Origin of the sequence: Oscillibacter sp. (assembly GCF_032018205.1) — a bacterium.
GTDB lineage: Bacteria > Bacillota > Clostridia > Oscillospirales > Oscillospiraceae > Oscillibacter.
In genome coordinates, this window is record NZ_DALZOY010000002.1 from 269481 (window position 1) to 289388 (window position 19908).

Annotated in this window: 17 protein-coding genes and 2 pseudogenes; 4 read left to right on the forward strand and 15 right to left on the reverse strand. The window is 47.3% G+C overall.

Annotated features, from left to right (window positions below; translation table 11 throughout):
- Positions 1-170 precede the first annotated feature (170 nt).
- Both RTU96_RS02715 and RTU96_RS02720 read right to left on the reverse strand, forming a co-directional pair.
- Entirely contained in the window at positions 171-1457 is a 1287-nt protein-coding gene (locus tag RTU96_RS02715) for an SLC13 family permease (protein ID WP_312634809.1), read from the reverse strand.
- A gap of 42 nt (positions 1458-1499) precedes the next feature.
- Complete coding sequence (locus tag RTU96_RS02720) at positions 1500-2954, reverse strand: M20 family metallopeptidase (protein ID WP_312634811.1); 1455 nt, start codon at positions 2952-2954, stop codon at positions 1500-1502.
- A gap of 274 nt (positions 2955-3228) precedes the next feature.
- On the opposite strand from RTU96_RS02720, the gene RTU96_RS02725 reads away from it, so the two are divergent.
- Positions 3229-4536 (forward strand): hypothetical protein, encoded by a 1308-nt coding sequence (locus RTU96_RS02725; protein WP_312634813.1) that lies wholly within the window; start codon positions 3229-3231, stop codon positions 4534-4536.
- Between the two features lie 417 nt (positions 4537-4953).
- Positions 4954-5169 carry a nitrilase-related carbon-nitrogen hydrolase gene (locus tag RTU96_RS02730; protein ID WP_312634837.1) on the forward strand — a complete coding sequence of 72 codons (216 nt, stop codon included), beginning with the start codon at positions 4954-4956 and terminating at the stop codon, positions 5167-5169.
- A 476-nt stretch (positions 5170-5645) separates the two neighbouring features.
- Here RTU96_RS02730 and RTU96_RS02740 read toward each other — a convergent pair whose 3' ends face one another.
- Entirely contained in the window at positions 5646-5963 is a 318-nt protein-coding gene (locus RTU96_RS02740; protein ID WP_312634814.1) for a hypothetical protein, read from the reverse strand.
- 538 nt (positions 5964-6501) lie between these two features.
- Here RTU96_RS02740 and RTU96_RS02745 point away from each other — a divergent pair.
- Positions 6502-8055, forward strand: a complete 1554-nt coding sequence (locus tag RTU96_RS02745) for an ABC-F family ATP-binding cassette domain-containing protein (protein ID WP_312634815.1) — start codon at positions 6502-6504, stop codon at positions 8053-8055.
- 67 nt (positions 8056-8122) lie between these two features.
- Here RTU96_RS02745 and RTU96_RS02750 read toward each other — a convergent pair whose 3' ends face one another.
- The 4 genes from RTU96_RS02750 to RTU96_RS02765 all read right to left on the reverse strand — a co-directional run bounded on the left by RTU96_RS02750 (position 8123) and on the right by RTU96_RS02765 (position 12707).
- A complete protein-coding gene (locus tag RTU96_RS02750; protein WP_312634817.1) occupies positions 8123-9445 on the reverse strand; it encodes a S41 family peptidase in 1323 nt (440 codons plus the stop codon).
- 269 nt (positions 9446-9714) lie between these two features.
- Entirely contained in the window at positions 9715-11445 is a 1731-nt protein-coding gene (locus RTU96_RS02755) for a hypothetical protein (RefSeq protein WP_312634818.1), read from the reverse strand.
- Between the two features lie 256 nt (positions 11446-11701).
- Positions 11702-12349, reverse strand: a complete 648-nt coding sequence (locus RTU96_RS02760) for a hypothetical protein (protein WP_312634820.1) — start codon at positions 12347-12349, stop codon at positions 11702-11704.
- Positions 12350-12458: 109 nt separating this feature from the next.
- Positions 12459-12707 carry a hypothetical protein gene (locus RTU96_RS02765; RefSeq protein ID WP_312634821.1) on the reverse strand — a complete coding sequence of 83 codons (249 nt, stop codon included), beginning with the start codon at positions 12705-12707 and terminating at the stop codon, positions 12459-12461.
- 283 nt (positions 12708-12990) lie between these two features.
- On the opposite strand from RTU96_RS02765, the gene RTU96_RS02770 reads away from it, so the two are divergent.
- Entirely contained in the window at positions 12991-13113 is a 123-nt protein-coding gene (locus RTU96_RS02770) for a hypothetical protein (RefSeq protein ID WP_312634823.1), read from the forward strand.
- Positions 13114-13310: 197 nt separating this feature from the next.
- On the opposite strand, the gene RTU96_RS02775 is transcribed toward RTU96_RS02770, so the two are convergent.
- The 8 genes and pseudogenes from RTU96_RS02775 to RTU96_RS02810 all read right to left on the reverse strand — a co-directional run.
- Complete coding sequence (locus RTU96_RS02775) at positions 13311-14171, reverse strand: hypothetical protein (RefSeq protein WP_312634824.1); 861 nt, start codon at positions 14169-14171, stop codon at positions 13311-13313.
- A 490-nt stretch (positions 14172-14661) separates the two neighbouring features.
- Positions 14662-14955, reverse strand: a complete 294-nt coding sequence (locus tag RTU96_RS02780; protein WP_312634825.1) for an AgrD family cyclic lactone autoinducer peptide — start codon at positions 14953-14955, stop codon at positions 14662-14664.
- A 246-nt stretch (positions 14956-15201) separates the two neighbouring features.
- Entirely contained in the window at positions 15202-16098 is an 897-nt protein-coding gene (locus RTU96_RS02785; protein ID WP_312634826.1) for a DUF4367 domain-containing protein, read from the reverse strand.
- A 68-nt stretch (positions 16099-16166) separates the two neighbouring features.
- Positions 16167-16742 carry a hypothetical protein gene (locus tag RTU96_RS02790; protein WP_312634827.1) on the reverse strand — a complete coding sequence of 192 codons (576 nt, stop codon included), beginning with the start codon at positions 16740-16742 and terminating at the stop codon, positions 16167-16169.
- Between the two features lie 117 nt (positions 16743-16859).
- Entirely contained in the window at positions 16860-17039 is a 180-nt protein-coding gene (locus RTU96_RS02795) for a helix-turn-helix transcriptional regulator (RefSeq protein WP_312634828.1), read from the reverse strand.
- 358 nt (positions 17040-17397) lie between these two features.
- A pseudogene (locus tag RTU96_RS02800) lies at positions 17398-18561 on the reverse strand (IS256 family transposase).
- 280 nt (positions 18562-18841) lie between these two features.
- Positions 18842-19429, reverse strand: a complete 588-nt coding sequence (locus RTU96_RS02805) for a hypothetical protein (RefSeq protein WP_312634830.1) — start codon at positions 19427-19429, stop codon at positions 18842-18844.
- 177 nt (positions 19430-19606) lie between these two features.
- A pseudogene (locus RTU96_RS02810) lies at positions 19607-19908 on the reverse strand (IS30 family transposase); the annotation flags it as partial.

Below are 19908 nucleotides of genomic sequence, written 5' to 3' on the forward strand. Positions count from 1 at the left end.
GGAGAGGTTCATACAGCATGCGGATCACCGAGTCACCAGAGGAAAGATTTCATAGAAAATGGATCAGATATTGTAATACAGAGCACGCACCAGGCCATTTTGAGCCGATGCGTGCTCTGAAAAGCTAAGATTTTGAAAGAAGCAGTTGCACAGAGGTGTGCGAATCCGATTTAAACCGGGAACATGAACATGGTCCAGGGTACAGCCACGGCAACGGAGATCAGAGCGGGGAGCCATCCCATCTTGAACAGATCGCGCTGATCGTAACCACCGGCATCCATCATGACAGGAACAGCAATGGTCGCCATGGGGGTAAGATAAGCGGTCCAGGCACCCATGAAACAGAGCAGCAGCGGGCCAATCGGGTTATATCCGTAGGAAACGCAGGTCAGGATGACGATAGGCTGCGCAGCAGAGAAAACCGCCATGTTGGACATGACTTGGGACATGAGGAAGGTAAGAAGGAAGAAAGCTAGGCCTACCATGTATCCGCTGGGATGCTCACCCAGAACGCGGGTCACCAAACCAGCAACCAAGTTACCTGCGCCGGTGCCGACTAGAGCGTTGCCCATCGCCAGAGCGCCAATGAACAAAAGCAGTGGAGACATGTTCATGGCCTGCAGGGTCTCACGCTCGTTCAGTACACCGGTCAGAGGAATAATCAGTGCGCCAGCAAAGCAGATCTGCCATGTGGGGATGCCCAGTTTGCCGGCGAACAGGATCAGAATGAAGACAACCAGAAAGTCGAGATAGCCGATCACCTCACGGATGGGGCTCAGCGGAGGCTTCACGGGGGCGGCGGTGCCACCTTTAATCTCTTTCGCTCCAGCTTGCTTATCGGGAGCCATCTTGGGAGCAACAAAAATTGCATAGACCAACAGTACGATGGAATAGGGCAGGCGGGCAATAAATTGATCAAACATATGCATTTGATAGCCCACAGCACCATAAGTCTCCATGATGGTGTTATACTGGATGTAGGCGGTAGCGCCCGCACCGATAGGGGCTGCACCGACCCATATGATCGACAACAGACCAATTGAAAACATGGCCTTGGAGGGGCTGACATTCATCTTGCGACAGAAGTCGGCAGCCAGAGGATAGCAGATGGTAAAGATCAGGACCGCGCTGGGAACGACCTGAGCCACCAGCACAGTGACCAGGCAGTAACCCAACAGGCCCTTTGTGAAGGAGCCTCCGGAAACCTTGTATACCAGGTTGGATATCTTGTGGATCATCTGAGTTCGGCTTAAACCAGCTGCGACCACGAACATGGAGCCTGTCAGAATGGTGGTAGTGTTGGAGAAGCCGCTCAGTGCGTCCTCAGGCTTCAGGCAGCCGGTGACGACCAGCAAAAACATGGAAGTCAGAGCCGTGAGAGCCAGAGGAAATTTGTTGCTCAGATAAAGAGCGATCGTGACTGCGAAGATAATCAGGCATATGGTTGTTTGAGTCATGACTTTTTTCTCCCTTCTGTTTTCGGATGCTGTTGCGAAGAGTTACTGGCTATACAGATCGCTGGGATGAATATCATCCGGCATGGGATTACGGTATGGGGCGCCGTTCAGGTAACAATCAAGCTCCTGGCGGGCAGCCTTGAGCTGATCGGGGGCGTTGTACAGATCGATGGCAGTGCTTGCCATGACTTGGGCGGCATACAGAGTGGAGCGGTGGGCAAACTCGGTTTTGCCGCTGGCCACCGCCTGCCAGGTATGGGGTGCCGTGCCGGCCACCCAAGTCGCGGTACCAATCTGGCTGGTGGGGCAGACCCAACTCACGTCACCTACATCGGATGAGGCGGGAATGGGAGCATCGGATGGGGTGTAGGGCAGCACGAAGGTTTGAATCGTCTCGTCAGCATGGTTGAGTATCTCCTGCTTCTGCGCGGCGGAAACAACATACTCCGGCATGGCAGAGACCTGCTGACGAATAGCCGCCCCCTGCGGCTTCAACGTGGCTGCCAAGGCTTCCACGAGCTCCTTCTCGCTGTCAGGGCAGACAGGGCGAGGGATTTCCAGCAGATTCCGATACATGATGCGATCCATAACCACATTGGGAACCGTGTTGGAGCAGCCTTTCATAATCTTGATCTCCACCTTTGTGTCGGTCATCATCGCCGCGCCCTCGGCAATGCGGTTGACACGTTGGTATATCTCCTCCACCTGGGGGGTCTTTGGAGCACGAATCTGATACATGGCGGTTGCCTTGGGCTGCACAATGTTGGGAGAATCGCCTCCAGCATCGGTAATAGCGTAATGAATGCGCGCATCCTGAATGATGTGTTCCCGCAAAAACTGCACACCCATATTCATCAGCTCTAGGGCATCCAATGCACTGCGGCCCATCTGGGGGAAAGCAGCAGCGTGAGAAGGAATACCGGTGAACTGATACTTGACCAGATAGTTGGCAAGGAAGCTTCCCGGAGGAACACCGTTGCAGGCGCCTGGGTGCCAAGTAATGGCACAGTCAATCTCATCAAAGCAGTGGGCACGTGCCATAAAGGTCTTACCGGATCCTCCCTCCTCGGCAGGACAGCCGAAGTAGACAACAGTACCAGGCAAGTCGTTCTCTTCCAAATACTTTTTGAGGCCGAAAGCGGCCGCTAGAGAACCTACGCCCAGCAAGTTGTGACCGCAGCCATGGCCATTAACATTGGATTCCAGGGGGGTGCGCTCTGCGACGCCGGGATATTGACTCATGCCGGGCAGCGCATCAAATTCGCCCAGAAAGCCGATGCAGGGGTTGCCACCACCGTAGCGTGCCACAAAAGAGGTGGGCATCTCAGCCAATCCCCGCTCGATTTGAAAGCCCTCCTCCTCAAATGCACGGCACAGGATATCCGAAGAAAATGTTTCGGTGAAGCGAACTTCCGGATGATCCCAGATCCGGTCGCTCAGTTCAGAAAAATAATCCAATCGGGACGCTATGTACGCTACGGCGTCATGTTTATTCATGTGATATCCTCCTGTCTTAATAATTTAGGAAATATGAGACATAAACTCTTATTGCAATCTTACTTTTAACTTGTAAAAATTGCAATAAATATTTCTCAAATTTCTTCAAAAAAGCATTTTCAACAAAATAACGCTACGTTCGCTGTACATTATATCAAATTATTATATCGAATTGCGACTCTTATTTCTTTATATTTGAATTAAATCAGCTTGAATGTCGCGTGTTTCTCTGTTATGATAAAAAAAATACATGATAGAATAAGGTGCTTTACGTATGCTGACAATAGGCGTGTTCACCTCACGGGTGTCAGAAACTGTCATAAAACAAGCGCTGGAGTCCATGGAGTGTATGGATTGCCAGCTTATTTACCGGGCCTACGACTCCCAGCCGCAACTGGGGTCCTTTTATCAAAAGGAAAAGGACCACTTTGATGGTCTCATCTTCAGTGGTCTTCACCCTTATAATTATATTTGCAATCGTTTCGGCAAGCCCAGGGTGCCCTGTGTGTATATCGAGTTAACGCACCGGGATTACTATCGAACCTTACTACAAGTGGTCTATCACAATCCCCGGCTGGACGTGCGCCGCATTTGGTTGGATCACCCCATGATTGAGATCCCTTGGGATTATATTTTTGGCGACGGGATCCGCCCTCAGGCTGATTTTGATCCCCGCGATTTCTACGATGTAAACTCAGATTCCATTTATGCTAACTTGACTCAAAAGTACTTGCAGGTCTATAGGGAGCATCAAGCAGATTTTATTATTACGCGCATGAACAATTTGGCCTGTGTCTTACAGCAGGAAGGAATCCCTTACGCTCTGCTGCTTCCCTCACCCGATACCGTCCGGGAAACCGTGGAGAAATTTCTTCAGGAGCTTCGTCTGCAGCGATATTCTGACAGTCTGACTGTGGTGGGTAATGTTCAACCAGGCCAGACAATGGATTCTCCTGAGGCGGAGGAATTTCACCACTTGCTGCGCCGCTTTAACATGGCCCATGGCAACGCTGCAATCCTACACCATGCCGACAATTGCTTTGAGGTTATTACCTCTAAGGTAATTCTGCAAAACCTGACGTCTTCTTACACACACAGTGTACTGAGTGAATACCTAAAGCAAAACGCACAGACGGGGTTTTCGATTGGCTGGGGCGTGGGAACCAGCATTGCCCAGGCACAGCAAAACGCCGAGCGCGCGTTGAAGGAGTCTCGGCGCAGTGCTGGGCACGGTACCTATCTGATCACAGAGACAGACGAACTTGTCGGCCCGCTCGGGGAAAAGGAATGTGTTGCTCTGTCCATTCTGCCGGGGCAGGAAGCGCAGATGCTGGCGAAGCTTCTCAAGATGTCGGTGACGAATGCCCAGAAGCTACTGACGGTAGCTCAGGCGCAAAGCTCATTTCGAATGGATCGGAACAGCTTGTCCCGTCTGCTGAATACCTCGGTGCGCACGGCAAACCGTATTCTGGCCAGAATGGTGGAACTGAACGCCGCTCAGGTGGTGGGCAGTGAACTGCATTCCAGCGCAGGTCGCCCTATCACCGTATATGAGATCGACCTGCAGAAGCTAATTGAGTAAACTTGCGTGAAACATAAGAAAACGAGAGAAATGCCTAAGCTCTTATCCTCGCAGCAAAACAGCGACGCTGTTTAGCTTATGCTGCTAAATCCAGATAAACGATAAATCCGAACCTCTCTCTAATCGGAAAAAGGTTCGGATTTTGTTGTTTTGGAGGACCTGTAATCACCGGAGTATAATTGATCCATTCAAGAATCACGGTTAACATGGCGCAAAGAACACCATGCAGGTAGCCCCGATGCTAAAGAGTGGGACGATCCGAGACGTAAGGCATCAGAAGCGTAACAGCAGCGTCTGCTAACCCGGTTTTTGCATTTGAGTCATGGAAAGTCTTACTTGTAATTTAAACTATTTTTTTAGCTTTTTACGCATATTTTTTCTAAAAAAATTGAACTATCCGATATTTTTCAATGGGAGATTCGAATTTCTGCTTTTCAAAATAGTGTTAATATTTTTATGTGCAACCGTGTTGGACTGGAAGGAGCTATGGATTTCAGCGGAGAGACTGTATTTGTCAACCCAGATGGCAGCATCGCCGGTTTAGCCGACGATCAAAAGCAACTTGTTTTTGCCGAGCTTGATATGGAACAGGCCGGCATAATACGTCAAAGCAAGCAGTATATTCCCCTTTGAAGAGCAAATATGTTTGAATTGAATTAAGAACTCAACTTAAATAGCTGAAAGAATAGCTGAAAGTATCGACCCGACCAATTTTATAAGACATACGCTATAGCATTTTAATACTAAGGTGGTATATTGATAAAACACAAAGCGAGGAAAATCAATGATTTTCCTCGCTTTGCGCATGGTGGACCTGAACGGGATCGAACCGTCGACCTCCGCGTTGCAAACGCGGCGCTCTCCCATGATAAGGTAGAATAAGTTGCGCAAATTTCTAAAGGGATAAAAAGGGACACGGTTTGCAGACCTCTGATAGAATGAAGTCACGACACACCATTCTGAAAGGAGACTACAAACCATATCAGAGAAAATTGTACAGTTTTATGAGGAAATTATCAAGGGTCAGATTAAAGAACTGGTTCGTGGCAGCGTGGAGGAAACACTGAACGGTTTGTTGGAGGCAGAGGCGCAGAAGATGACCCAGGCGGCTAAATACGAGCGCAGCGAGGAATGGTATAGTTTTCAGCAGTTATTTTTGGACACTGCCCCTCTTCAAACGGTTGACATTGTACCATTACGATGGCCTCATTATGCAAGTCTTTTGGAATTTCCGATTCAATCCGATTTAATAGATTTTCTATCTCCATATTGAACTTAGGTTCTTCATCCATCTCGTCTTGGTTCACAAAGCATTTATACCATGCTACATAGTGAGAATCATAGAGCTCATGCACAATGGATAAATACATTTCCTTGGTCAATACAAGAGAACAATTATTGTCAGCAGAGTATAATTTCATTGCCAAATTAAACTCCTGTGCACTTTCACCTGGGTTTAAAGCAGGCTGCGCGACTCTGCCTAGTGCCCTTTGGCATTCCAAATATAATCCTTTATCTGATTGGTGTTAGTTAATGATCCGCCGTCAACAGTCTTACAGTATATATCAATCGCGGTAATAATATCTTTCTTGGGACATTTAGATGCTTGAACGACTCTAAATTTGATATCCACGCTCAACACCTCCGATAATTTCTAATTATCCTTTATTCTAATTATACTACAATTTTTTACACTCTGTACTTCTATTAACATAAAGATATTGTCTCGCCGGAGTGTTTTTTCAGACAAGATTATATGAATAATGTACCGTGCTGCATACTCAGTTGAACGCTAGAGTATAAACATAACACGAAACTCGGCAGACTGGAATGATTATATTGTGAAAAAAGGGCGGTGGGGACAGAAGATTTTGCAGACTGCCCCATGCGCGGTTGCATTTTGCGCAAAATCCCGTTAAGATAATGAAACCATGCAATCTATGACAGAAAATTGAGGGAACAAACATGAGTATCTTGACAGTCAGTCATGTCAGTCACGGCTTCGGGGCCAGACAGATTTTAAAAGACGCGTCCTTCCGCTTGCTCAAAGGCGAGCATATCGGCCTTGTGGGCGCAAACGGCGAGGGAAAGACCACCTTTTTAGACATCATCACCGGCAAGCGGATGCCAGACGAGGGAACAGTGGAGTGGTGTAACCACATCACAACAGGGTATCTGGATCAGTTCAGCGTATTGGAGAAAGGAAAGACCATCCGCGATATTCTACGCTCCGCCTTTGCACCCATGTACAAGCTGGAGCAGGAGCTGCTGGCAAATTATGACCAAATGGGCGAGTGCGAGGGTAATGCGCTGGAGAAGCTGCTGGAGAATGTGGGCGAAATTCAGGAGATTCTGGAGCAGTCCGGTTTCTACGTGATAGATTCCCGCATTGAGGAGTATGCCAACGGGCTGGGGCTGGGGGACATCGGTCTGGAACGGGATGTCAGTGAGTTGTCCGGCGGTCAGCGGGCAAAGGTGCTTTTGACGAAGCTGCTGCTGGAAAACCCAATGATCCTGATTCTGGACGAGCCGACTAACTTTCTGGATGAGAACCACATCGCGTGGCTGAAACGGTTCTTGCAGAACTACGAGAACGCCTTCATTCTGGTATCCCACGATACTCCGTTCCTCAACGATGTGGTCAACGTGATTTATCATGTGGAAAACACCGTGCTGACCCGCTACTCCGGCAACTATGAGCAGTTTCAGGCACTCTATGACATCAAAAGCCATCAGTTAGAACAGGCGTATGTAAAGCAGCAGAAGGAGATTGCCCAGCTGGAGGACTTTGTGGCCCGCAATAAGGCCCGTGCCGCCACCGCCACGCTGGCGCGGAGCCGGCAGAAGCGGCTGGACAAGATGGATGTCATTGAACTTGGGAAGGACAAGCCCAAGCCTGTCTTCTCTTTCATGCCTGCCCGTACCCCTAGCCGCGAGGTCATCGTAGCCAAGCAACTGGTGCTGGGTTACAGCGAGCCGCTGACCCGTCCCGTGGATGTGACGGTGGAGCGCAACCAGAAAATCGCCATCCGCGGTGTCAACGGTCTGGGAAAATCCACGCTGCTGAAAACTCTGCTGGGCCTGATTCCGCCGGTGTCCGGTACGGTGGAGCTGGGTCAGTTTGCCGATGTGGGATACTTCGAGCAGGAGGAGCGGGGCAACGACAACACGGCGCTGGTGGAGATCTGGCAGGAATTCCCCAAAATGAGCAACGGTGAGGTGCGGGGCGCGCTGGCGCGCTGCGGCCTGACCACCGAGCATATTACCACGCAGATGCGGGTGCTCTCTGGTGGCGAGAACGCGAAGGTTCGGCTGTGCAAGCTGATGCTGCGCCCCATGAATCTGCTGGTGCTGGACGAACCCACCAACCATCTGGATGTGGACGCGAAGGCGGCTCTGCGGGACGCCATCCGTGATTACAAGGGTACCATGCTGCTGGTGAGCCACGAACCGGAGTTTTACAGCGATCTGGTCACACAGGTGTGGAACGTGGAGGAGTGGACAACGAAGCTGATTTGATTTCGAATAAGCATTACAAGAAGCTCATCCATGGCTATAATGCTCGTAGTAAAGCAAACCATTGCAGTTATGGTTTTTCAATTAAGTTTAGCACCTTATGCAGCGCATCTTCCGCTTCAATGTCCGGCACCGTGCCCATCTCCTGATTGCAGCTTCCATCCGCATTAAGGCAGTACTCCACGTCAAACTGAATCAAAAGATGGCTGTTAGGCAGTTCAAATAGAATTGGGCCACCGCTATCGGAGCCGCCCGTTGTCTGTCCAACCAAGGTAGCAAACCCCGTATCTTTGCAAAACACAGCAAATGCCTCCGCCGAGGAGTAAACCGCAGGTCCTACCAATACCCATATTTTCCCACCAAACAGCTTCTCATCTTTTTCTGGCTCCGTCGTATCTAATAATTCCCTTGCCAGTGTCAAATCCGCCATATCAGCTTTAGGTAGTTCCCTAAATTTCGTATCGTTTTTGACTGCTTCCGGGCTTAATGTGGAGTCCTTGTACCCTAGCATATAGAATTGCCGGGTCAATTCGGTGTCTTTCATTAGCCGTACCAACCGTGAGCTGACGGGTTCGGCAATATTGGGACGGACAAAAGCAGTCTCCCAGTAGTCAGAATTGCCTCCGCCATTCTCCTGAATGTCAATGATCAAATTTTTATAATCCTTAACTTCCTCTAAAAAGGCACGAATTTTTGGCAAATCACCTTCCATACAAGAATTGTCGAAAGAATCCACTCTAATGTAAGCGGTTTTTCCTTTTTCAAATATTTTTGTCGTCAGGTTTGTACTTGCAGTTTTACTTTCTTCTTCCGGCTGTTCATTTGCTTTTTCATCATTGGATTCATCGCCGCTTTTATTTTCTATAAAAAGCGTCTGCAGGTAATCGTAATATTTATAAAAGGAAATAACCTCCGGTTTTTCGATCACGTCAACCCACGGCCGCACCTCCGGCATTTCGTCAACGTACTCCTTATAAACATCTAACCCTTGAAAGTAGTCTGGATTGATAATACTCACATGTCCAACCGTACCACACACTTCGTATAGACTATTGGCTACAATATATAAGAACTTTTCCATTGCCTCGTCGCTATTTGCTTCGACGTGTTGAAGCTGCCCGCGATAATCGGAAATGACTGCATCATAGTAGTCTGGATCTTCCGGCTTGCTCCGTGCAAGCACTCCCCAAAAGGGATAGCTTTCTTTCATGGCTTTCCACATAGTATCATAATCCGAGAGCATTTGTTCATTAGTTAGCTGCATATCAGCATATAGATCGCTTGAAGTGGAAGTGCTTTTTCCTTCTTGGCTGCCTCTTTGTTCTGATCCGCACGCAAATAGGGAAAAGCTCAGAGTAATGGCTAATATTCCTGCTGCTATTTTTCTTTTCATGTCACCAAACCTTTTGTAATGATCTGTTCCTCAATGTACTGCGCATCATGGTACGAATTTGCGATCTTCTAACTTCTGGTTCCATCTTGCTGTTTACAACTACTCCTTGGGCTTATACTGTATAAACATTTTGCGAAGTACGTCGGTAGTTCATTAAAAATTAGCAATCAAAACCGCCCATCATTTTATACTGACCGGAAGTAATCGTTTCAAATGCACTGATGAAGCTATGAAAGAATTACAAACCCAGAAGAGAGTCCTGATCGTACTCATTTCGTTGCAAACATCTGCTTTATCATGGTTTCACCTTGCGCACGAGTCGGAGCAACAGAAAAATTCCCGTATTCCGGAAGTAGCCCCCACCTCCACGCTTTCTGTACAGCATCTTCATTCCGCGCTGTGGTCTTCAGTGCATCCGGCACAGCGCCGCTCCGCACGGACGCAGGTTGAATATCCAATGTCTCGGCAGCGCGAACCAGAAATACAGCGGCCTCCTGCCAGCTGACAGCGCGCGCAGAGGAAAAATTACCCGCAGTGTCTCCCAGCGCAATCTGCGTTGACTTTGCCCAGTTTAACGCAGACAGATACCATTCAATCCCCAAGAGATCACCAAACGGCTGGGTCTCAATATTTAATCCGGGTGTTTCTGTTTCTTGGAACAGCAACCCCACAAACCGTCCGCGGGTCATGGGGACCTCGGCGCGTTCCGCAGATTTTAAAATCTCAGGATTTTCAAGAATTTTTTCTACACACGTATCTCTGCCTGCCAGAGAATCGCTGAGGGTTTGAACGATTTTAACGTCGGGCTGGAGCGGCTCTACGCCTTTGCCGGAGGCGGCGTCAAAATAGCCGCTCATTGAAATAAACCTTGAGGAAACACCCATTCGCATACCGGAATTGGGCAGTTTAAAGGACTGCACCGCGCCAAAGTGGTCAACACTGCCTCCGGCAGCCTCTCCTGCCAGAGGGAACCCCATTTCCTGCAGCTCCACGGAATTGATAATGGCAGATGAAAACGTTCTTTTCCCGATCAATCCCGCTACCTGAACGCCTTGCTCGCGCTGCTGTGCCAGCAGTCTCAGCAGCGGCATGATCACACCGTCCGAGCCGCCTCCGTTATTTCGCAGGTCTACCAGAATTAAAGAATAGCTTCCTGCATCCAGCGCAGCCTGAACCTGCTGGCAGAACAGCTTCATGGGCAGATCCTCATCCTCCGCGCATTTGTTGTATTGGATGTAATAGGCGCTGCTATTCAATTCCTTTGCAAAATAGGTCTTTGTTTTGTCATAGGCTGTGGCTGCCGGGCCTGTCTGCCAATCGCTCAACATCGCCAAATCCTCAGACCGAAAAGCACTCTGGCTCACTGAGGAAACCGTCAATGTATTGGTTTTACCTGTGGAATCCTGCACCTCTATGCGCATGGGCTCGTCTTGCTTGGCAATTCCCAAATACTGATACGGCTCCAGCACATAGCACATCTGCCAATAGGAATACCGCAGCTTCACCAAGTTGTCCGCGCTGAGAATGGTTCCGAACTTTTCCAGAACCTGCTCCATGGAAAATCCGTTGATGGCGGTTATCTGGGAGCCTAACAGTGATTTATGGGCACTGTCGATTGCACTCAAAACCCAAGTCCCGTCGTACAAGTCCATGTCGAACAGGCAGATGTGAAGATCGTACCCGTTGCTGCCCAAAGATACGTTAGTATGTGAGTCCTTAGCCAGCGCGGCCAGACTTGCGCAATCCAGCGCAAAATCAAAGCTGCTTTCCGTGCTAAGCCGTCGTTCTATCTGGCCCTTCTTCTCTTCAAAGGCGGTCTCCGGCGTGTTGGCAAACAGATCGGGATGATTGCTTTTTAACGTTGTGTACAAATAGTCAAGATCATCTTGACGGGCTGCGGACTCAGTGTTGTCGATAGCTCCTGCGCCAATACTCAGCAGCAATACCGCCGTAAAACAGCAGGTCAGGAATCTCACCCAGACGCTTTTCATCGTATTCATTTAGTTTCTCCAATCGCAAATGTATCAGTATACTAATACAATAATTCATTGGTGGTTAAATGTCAAGGAAAATATTGCAAGTATTACATTTTACAATCAGCATCTTCAGATTGTCCAACTAAACCAGTATTTTACAGTGTTTCAAACGCTGTCCCACCTCTAACTTTTTTGAGGCGGTCTTTGTCGATATCAAGTATAGCGATATAACAAAACAAGAGAAAAGAGCTGTCATTGAATATCAAAAAACTTAGCATCCTTAACGGCTTGTTTCGCCTTGCTGGTTCGTGTTGAGTTTTTGATAAAGCTCGTAGGACTCATAAATATTTACTCTCAAAGAAGCGGATTGTTTCCGTGTAGGAAAGCCGTCTTCGTTATAGGTTGTATGACTACGGGAGGAATAGTCCACCCTGCAATATCCCCCTGAAAGCTGAGCGTCCCACCTAAATGAGGTTTTACCATCTGGAAGCTCCTTTTCTAGGAAAGCCTGATAAACGTCTTCTTCATTCTCGAAACCGCCGTAAAGCAGCGTAGCGAACACGATTTGCTGTTTCCAGTCCTCCCACTCAATTTGATCCGAATCAATACTCTGATCAAATATTGTAAATAACATCCGTTCGCCTTCATAATTTGAAGAGGAAATATCCACGAGAAACACGCTATTGTTGGTGCCGTCATAAGTTTCTGTTGGACTGCGAACTACATAATGCATATGTCCTTTTCTATAAGAATCCGTTTCTGATTCGGAAATAATCCCCGGCAGCCCGGCTTTTTCCAGCGTAGCGGTAATCACTTCCTCCTCTAATGGAAAAGTAGTTTGAAACCGCTCGTCTTTTTTAGAGCCGATCAGCGAGAAGAGTGCACCAAGTACGCAAACCGCAAGAAATACATATATCAATCGCTTCAAACAACCACCTCACAATCATCTTCATTTTTAGCCGTGAACAAAGCCTAATAAAACAGTGCAATTAAGCGTTGGACAAAAAGGCCCAAGCCCTTGACTTGGGCCTTTTGCCTTAAATAAGCTTTTTCCGTGCTTCTTCAATGCTCAAACCGGCAAATGCGGGATCGTTTGAACCTTGGCCTAGCTCAACTTTAAACTCGCCCACAACTTTACCGTTCAAATCGTATACGGGAATGTTGCGATTGCCCCGATTCCCGCTTGACATCGGCAAATTCAAATCCTCTTTTTTTACGTAGCCCATTACATTGTCGGTGGATGTCACCGCAATCAGATCCGGAGAATAGCCGACAGCCCCGGCCATGGATTCGGAGCCGTAGGTTTGCCCCTTGCTGTTCCGGGAATAGGGCGTGATGGTCGGGGCTTTTTCCGCAAGAGCAGTCAACTCTGCATCCGTCTTGGGAAGCGTTGCCGTCTGTCCCGGCGTGAGGTATGCCCCAGCGGCAACCTTTGCCCCGGCGGCGAGCTTTGCCTGAACAGTTGCACTTGGCAGACCAAACGTATGCGGCTAGGCCGTCGCCAAGGCAGAAACCAGCACCGTCACCGTCATCCCGCAGTCCGACGCCCAATTCTTTTACACCGAGGGCATGACCATTCGCTGCGACGATGGCAGCACCTACGCCATCACCGATCTGTCCCTGTATGCCAAGACCCGCGACATGGGGCCACTGCCCTCTGCCACCTGCGACTGGAGCCAGCACCCGCCCTGATTGCCCCCACCGTGGCGGTCAATCACTTCGGCCCGGAGGTCACGGGGGACAAGGATAAAGATTGAAAACATCCTTATGGGAGTTGCCCTTTTTCGGACGCATTTTGTTGGAGTGTATAAATGGAAAGTTAAAAAATGCTCAAGCAAGAGAAATGTAGCAGAAAGTACACACGTTGAAAGGCGCTTGATTGGAGCAATTTAATTCCAAGTGCTAGTTGCAGGTAGGACAATTTCTGTTATGGGGTCAAAAACATGACCAGCTACGTAGTGATTATATCCTCGGCTTAAATTATATTGTTTGTTATAAAAATTCTGGCTTGGAATTTCCACGACTGGTGCTGATGCATCTACCACGGGATTGGAGAAAGGGCTTCCGGAATAAGTTACAACTGAGGTGTGCGTCGTTCTTACCATATCTTTAATAATGGGTACGAAAGAATATGGATCAAGAGATACCTTTTTATCTTTGTCCTGAATCATAATGAAGCGACTCGTAATCTGATCCTCATTTGTTATCTCAGTTCGAGCGCCTTCATAAAAAGTAACAGAACTTGCCGATGAAAGCACAGAAAATGGAACTGATATCCTTTTGAGCGCATAATTCATGAGAATATTGATTGCACCGGAAACCCACTTTTCATGATTTCCTTTACCAGTTAAATTTGTATAATAATTGTCCGAATAATAGCTATAGGCTGCTTGGAACATATATCCATCATATGTTCCATAATACTCCTGAGCACGGGGAATTGCAACGCTATACGACTCCAGTTGAACACCCTCATCTGCAAGATAATCTAATTCATCGATATAGGCTTGAGTAAGATTAGAAAATCCCCTACTCGACAAATCCAAGGATTTCACAAAAGCTTTTGCCTGAGTTATATTTGAACTGTTATCAATAATTTCGTTCGCTTGTGGAGCAATAAAGTTGGCGTGATAAATATCGTAGTCATCGAGTTCAGTAGCAATATCCACCGCTACGACGTTACTTACATTGCAAAACAAAAGAGCAAGCGTCAATATAATACATACAAGTGGTTTTTTGTGTTTTTTCATGACCAAATCTCCTTAAAATAAATTTTCACCACAATTCGGGCAGCACGATGGCATTCCAATAACATTTAAGAGGTCGTATTTACAATGGGGACATCGATAAAAAATAAATGCTTGAATATTTGCGAGTGCAATTATGGACACACCGGCGAAAATTGAGAAAAAGCCTACGATAAACCCACCGATAAGTCCAATCCATAAAAGAGTGTGGCTGATTTTATAACTCATTGCAAGATCACCTTTCAAGAGCAAGCAGTCTAAATGCTCTATTGCAAATTCATGTTCTTAGCATGACGAAGAAATGAATTTCTGTGCAAGTTTTGAACCACTGATTGTCACACCATATGCTTCGTTCCTTTTACAAAATGTTTTTATGGAATGCCAGAAAATACAGGGAAGAAATTATGATATTTTCAATCTACTGCATGGGACTCGCCTTTTTTATGGAAAGCCATAAGCATCGTGCAGAACTTCCTGCAAAAGCAACCAGCGTTTACCGCAATTTCCGGGGGACCTCGGGCTCATAAAAATGGGCGCTGCAGGGGGCCGCCGCAAAGACGGCAGCCAAAGCCATCAAAAGACTACCGCTTGCATGGAGAATCCGTTTCCTCGCGACCCGCTTAAATTCTTTGTCCTGTCTTCTTTTCATTCGAAACAGCTCCTTCGTTTTAATTTTGAGATTTCTTACATCTCTATAGTCGAAGCTATCACAGAATTTGGAAAAAACAAGAGGTTTGGCGCGAGTTGCCTGTTTTCTGGCGTGAATTGCATCTAACACCCCTGTCATCCTCCGCTTTTTTATGGTAATATAAAAAATGTTACCGGTGGGAGGGGTGGATATTTACTTTATGCAATCTTATTTTTGGGAAATATTTGTCTGCCTGATTGAGGCGCTGCTGATTACCTACCTGCTCTATCAAAAGATCGGCTTAAACGCTCACCGCAAAATCAGGAGTATTCGATTGATTGTCAAAATAAGAAGGCAAGCGGCTAAGGTACTGAATAAACGACGGATTTTCTCTTTCATAGATAATTACTCCCCATAAATAGAATCAACCATCTTCTCCAAATCTTCTACTCCTAGGTCACCCTGAATTGCACACTCAATATTTTCGTTTGTCCACGCAACACCGCAGGTAGCATTATTGTGCATGATGTAATAAGTAACTCCGTTAGTCTCATACTCCTGCATCGGACGATCATCTTTTTGATATACAGTCCTGTAATCATCCGGCAGTGCGTCGTAGATTTGAATGTTAATTGTAAATTCCCCACCATTGGTCGTGAAGCTACTAAAAATTCGAGTGCTGTCCATTCGCTTTACAACGCTGGTATTTCCAGTCTCTTCCGTACCCTCCGGCGCCCATGTGGGAATCAGCAAAATATCAGTCTCGTCTGCGACATCTGTGCGCAACTTACTGTACGGGTCATCCTGTGGAATTACCGGTATACTCGTTTGCTGCGCAGCTCCGTTGCTGGACACGAAGCCGAAGGTCTCGTTTGTCCAATCAGCAAGGGCCTGAAAAATATCAAAACCAAATGCTGAGGCGGCTCCACACAGAAGAACAATGACCGCCGCGGCAATTCCAATGTATCGAAGGATATGAAACCGTTTAGCGGTGTTAATCTTTTTTTCAATTTGGAGTGGATGTGATGAGTCTGGTTCTTGAAGATTACCAATTTCAAAGGAATCAACCTGCCCTTCATAGTTTTCCTTGAAATCTTGCCATGCCGCGTCCACATCTACCGGCTTGCTGGAAAGCTCCTTTGCTTCCCTTTTTTGAATCACCTCCATAATCGCCATAATATAATCAATATCCGGCGCCGCGTCGTCAGGCGCAATGAAATCCTGAGAGAGCATTTTTTCCAAATCTTCCGTACTCATATGCTCCAGAAATGGATATGATTGTTTTTTTCCTTCATCTGGCATCTCCGTGAACCTCCTCTGCTATGTAATGTCCACTGGAACGTAATAGTTCACTCGCTTTTAAAAGTTTTTTAATCAGAACTATACTCCTTTATAAACCGCTCTTTGATACGCTTAATTCGCATGGCCAGCGCCGATTTCTTTAGATTTAATTCTGCGCACAATTCTTCATAAGTATAGCCATCTAAATATAGTCGCTTCAACAGCAGATAATCATCTTCCGAGATGATACTGGTCATCTCCGATTTCAGACGGAAATCTAACTCGAAGCTTTCGTCGTCGGATTCAGACATTTGAAGGATACGTTTTGTCCACACTCGGTCCTCTTTCAGAAAGCCTAGAGTCTTATAATACAAGCATTTGTAAAGCCAACCGACGGGGAATGCATGGGTAAGCAGTTTCTCGCGGTTTTCCCATGCAAACGTAAACATTTCCCGGACTGCTTCTTCCGCACAGCCATTTACGGAGGAGCCATTGGAACCGTGGCTATTTAAGATTACAGTCGCATAGCGAAGCAATCCTGCATAGTTGGAACGATAAAGCGCTTCAAAATTTCGATCTTTTTCTGTATCTGAAGCTTTTTGCGGCATACTCTCACCTCGCCTCATTGTCACTTGGCAGCAGTCGTTATTTTTTGGAAATTTCATGACCGCAGGCAATCAGAAAATTTTTCATAATTTCTTCAGCGCATGTGCGCTGATCTTCTGTTAAACACTCCATCAATTGATTTATATACTGCCGTTCACTGGGTAGCATATGGCCGCTCAACAAGTAATCGGCGCTGATTGGAATGCTGCACATATTTTTATAATGCTGTCAGCGCCAACGCCTTTGAGGCCTCTTTCAATGCAGGCATAATATGCAGGAGAAAGCCCAATGCGTTCATCTGCTTTTTCCTGCGTCAGGTTTAATTCTCTGCGCCTTGAAGAAATACGCTTTGCCATTGCGGCAGTCAAATCAGCATTTCCTTTGGCCACAATATCACCTCAATTACAGCTTATAGAAATATTGTATCCAATAGCAATTATAGCAACTATAGCAACTATGCTCTAAAAAATCTAGCATTTAAAGATATATTTCCTAAAGAGATATATCTGCTAAAAAATGTAAAATTTTTGTCGTAATTTGTGAATATATTTCCTCAGATCCGACATATCATGTGTGGAACGATTTATAGATTTTGGTAATTTGGAATTACCAGAATCTATTTTCTTTTACGATGAAAAGTGCACAAAACCGCATCTTTTAAGGTAGTGTCAAGAATTATGCGCAAATTGGTTTGCAGTCTCATAAGGAATGAGGTCAACCAGCCAACTCGACGTCGTCCATGATCGTCTCCAGATGCTTCATATTCATATACGTCTTGTTTCCCCACTGGGTACCGGCAACATGCCGCGGCCGCGCACAGACCAGCATAAGGGCGGAGTTCCCGTCAGGGAAAGCCCCCACCACGCGGGTGCGGCGGCGGATCTCACGGTTGAGACGCTCAATGGCGTTATTGGTGCGAATGCGTGTCCAATGCTCAAAGGGGAATGCCATGTAGGTGAGAGTCTCCTCCACACTGTCCTCCACCTTTTTTGCGGCCTCCTTCAGCTTCAAGTTTTTGAGCGCAGCAACCACATCTCTAGCCTTGGCCAGTGCTGCATCCTTGCTCTCCTGAGCATGGATGGCTTTGAGCATTTTGGCAACTAACTTTCCCTTGGAACACGGAACAACAGAGAAGATATTGCGGTAGAAATGGACGGTACAGCGCGGGTATTTGGCGTCAGGGTAAACTTCGCCCACTGCTTCCAGTATGCCAAGACTCTTGTCTCCAACCACGAGCTTTACGCCCTCAAATCCACGTCCCTTGAGCCACTGAAAGAAGCTGACCCAACCATCCCCTCGGCGGCGCCCAGAACCTCACGGTAGCCATCCTAATTGACCGCAATCGCTACCAGAATCGCCACATTTTCGTACTCTCGGCCCCAGCTGCGGTGCAGGTAGATTCCGTCTACATATACATACGGGTATTTGCCGCCCTGCAAGGGGCGGTTCCGCCAATCCTCGATGTGGACGTAGGCTTTCTTATTCAGCTCACTGATGGTTGAGGAAGATACCTTGCTGCCCCACAGTGCCTCCGTGATGTCCTCCACACGGCGCACGGACACTCCGGCCAGGTACATCTCAATCAGGGCTTCCTCTACGCTGCTCTCCCGGCGGCGGTAGCGCTCAATCAAAGGATATCCCCTTGAGGCAGGGTACTTGCAGCGTAACATCCCCAGAGGTCGTGGTGAGATTCCGGCTGTAGTGTCCGCTGCGGTATCCCTGACGCTCTTCGCTGCGCTCGTATTTGGCCACCTGTGTTAGTTTCTCCGCTTCAGCCTCCAGCAGGCCGTTGAGCGTCTCTTCTACGCTCTCACGGACTAATTCCTTGATTTGCCCCTTGATTACTTCCTCATTTAACTGTACAATTTTCTCCGACATGGTTTGCCGTCTCCTTTCAGAATGGTGTGTCGCAACTTCATTCTATCAAAGACTGCAAACCATGTCTCTTTTTATCTCTTTTTCAATTTGCGCAATTTATTGTACCTTACCTTTTTTCTGATCCTTCATATAAGTTGCTTTTTTATGTTATAAAGAGCAACTCGGAATTACGCTGTTTTAAAAAAGAGATACCCGCACATTTTACCGTGCGAGTATCTCTTTCTAGTTTTGATCAATTGGTTCATTCGCGGAACCGTCCCCGTGTATTCTTTTAGGGCAACTAGACGCGAGGTTTTGACGAGTCGGCACCTTGCCCCTCAAAATAATCTAATGCACGTTGATCGCAAAGCTCCATAGCGTTCGGCTCTGACAAATCTGTGCCACTTTCCAAAATGTCTTCCGGAAATCTACTGCGAAGTGAGCTTTCATAATTTTCACCATCTTCTGGTTCCCAATAATCAGTAACGCTGTACACACCATCGGCGCTTACGAAGGTGATAACACAGGGGTTGCTCCCGCTCCCTATTAGCTTAGCTTCGCCTTCCTCAAATTGGTATTGGGCGTAAAGTGCCACCAAATATACCTCGGTAGATTTGTCCTGCACCACAGTCTTGAGAATCTCATGGTACTCAGTGGCAAACATCTGCTTATCGTCACCCCTAAAGCTGCCCCTGTTGTGAGAGAGTATTGCGTCTGTCACTGTTTGTTCCAATGCCACATCCACGCTTGCCGACGAATTAGGCAAGGATGTTTGTGTCGATGCCGCAGAATTCGATTGATCTCTCTCTCTTTGGTACATCGTACAGCCATCCATTATCAAGATACACAGCATTCCCGGAATTAAACACATAAGTACCTTGGTTTTCATAGCATCGTCATCCCTTCTCGTTTGAGCACTATCCAATATTTTTTCGCAAATTGCAAGTCCAAGTTGGACACCCACGGTAGAGAAAGTGAGGGGGCTTAGGCGGCGTAGACTTTGTCTAAGAAAGCCTCAATAGCTCCTCTGGCGTGCAGTAGCCGAGCTTGCGGCGAGGGCGCCCATTCAGTTCGTCGGCAAAGCCAAGGATTTTTCATCAGAGAACTTCTCTAAAGCCTTCATCGCCGCCATGACAGCATTGCTGGTTTTGCCCGGAATGCGGATAGCGAGATAGTTCTCGGTTTTCTTCTCGATAAGCGTGAGAACAACGGATTCCTTGCCAGAACGCAAACCAACGACGGTGTCGCCCTCCCAGTGGCCTTCTTCCACACGCTGAGCTGCAATCTCTGGCCGCAACTCAATGTTGGCGCCAAGAATACGCTTATTTTGGCGGTTCTTACCCGTGTATCTCTTGCGTTTGAGGATTT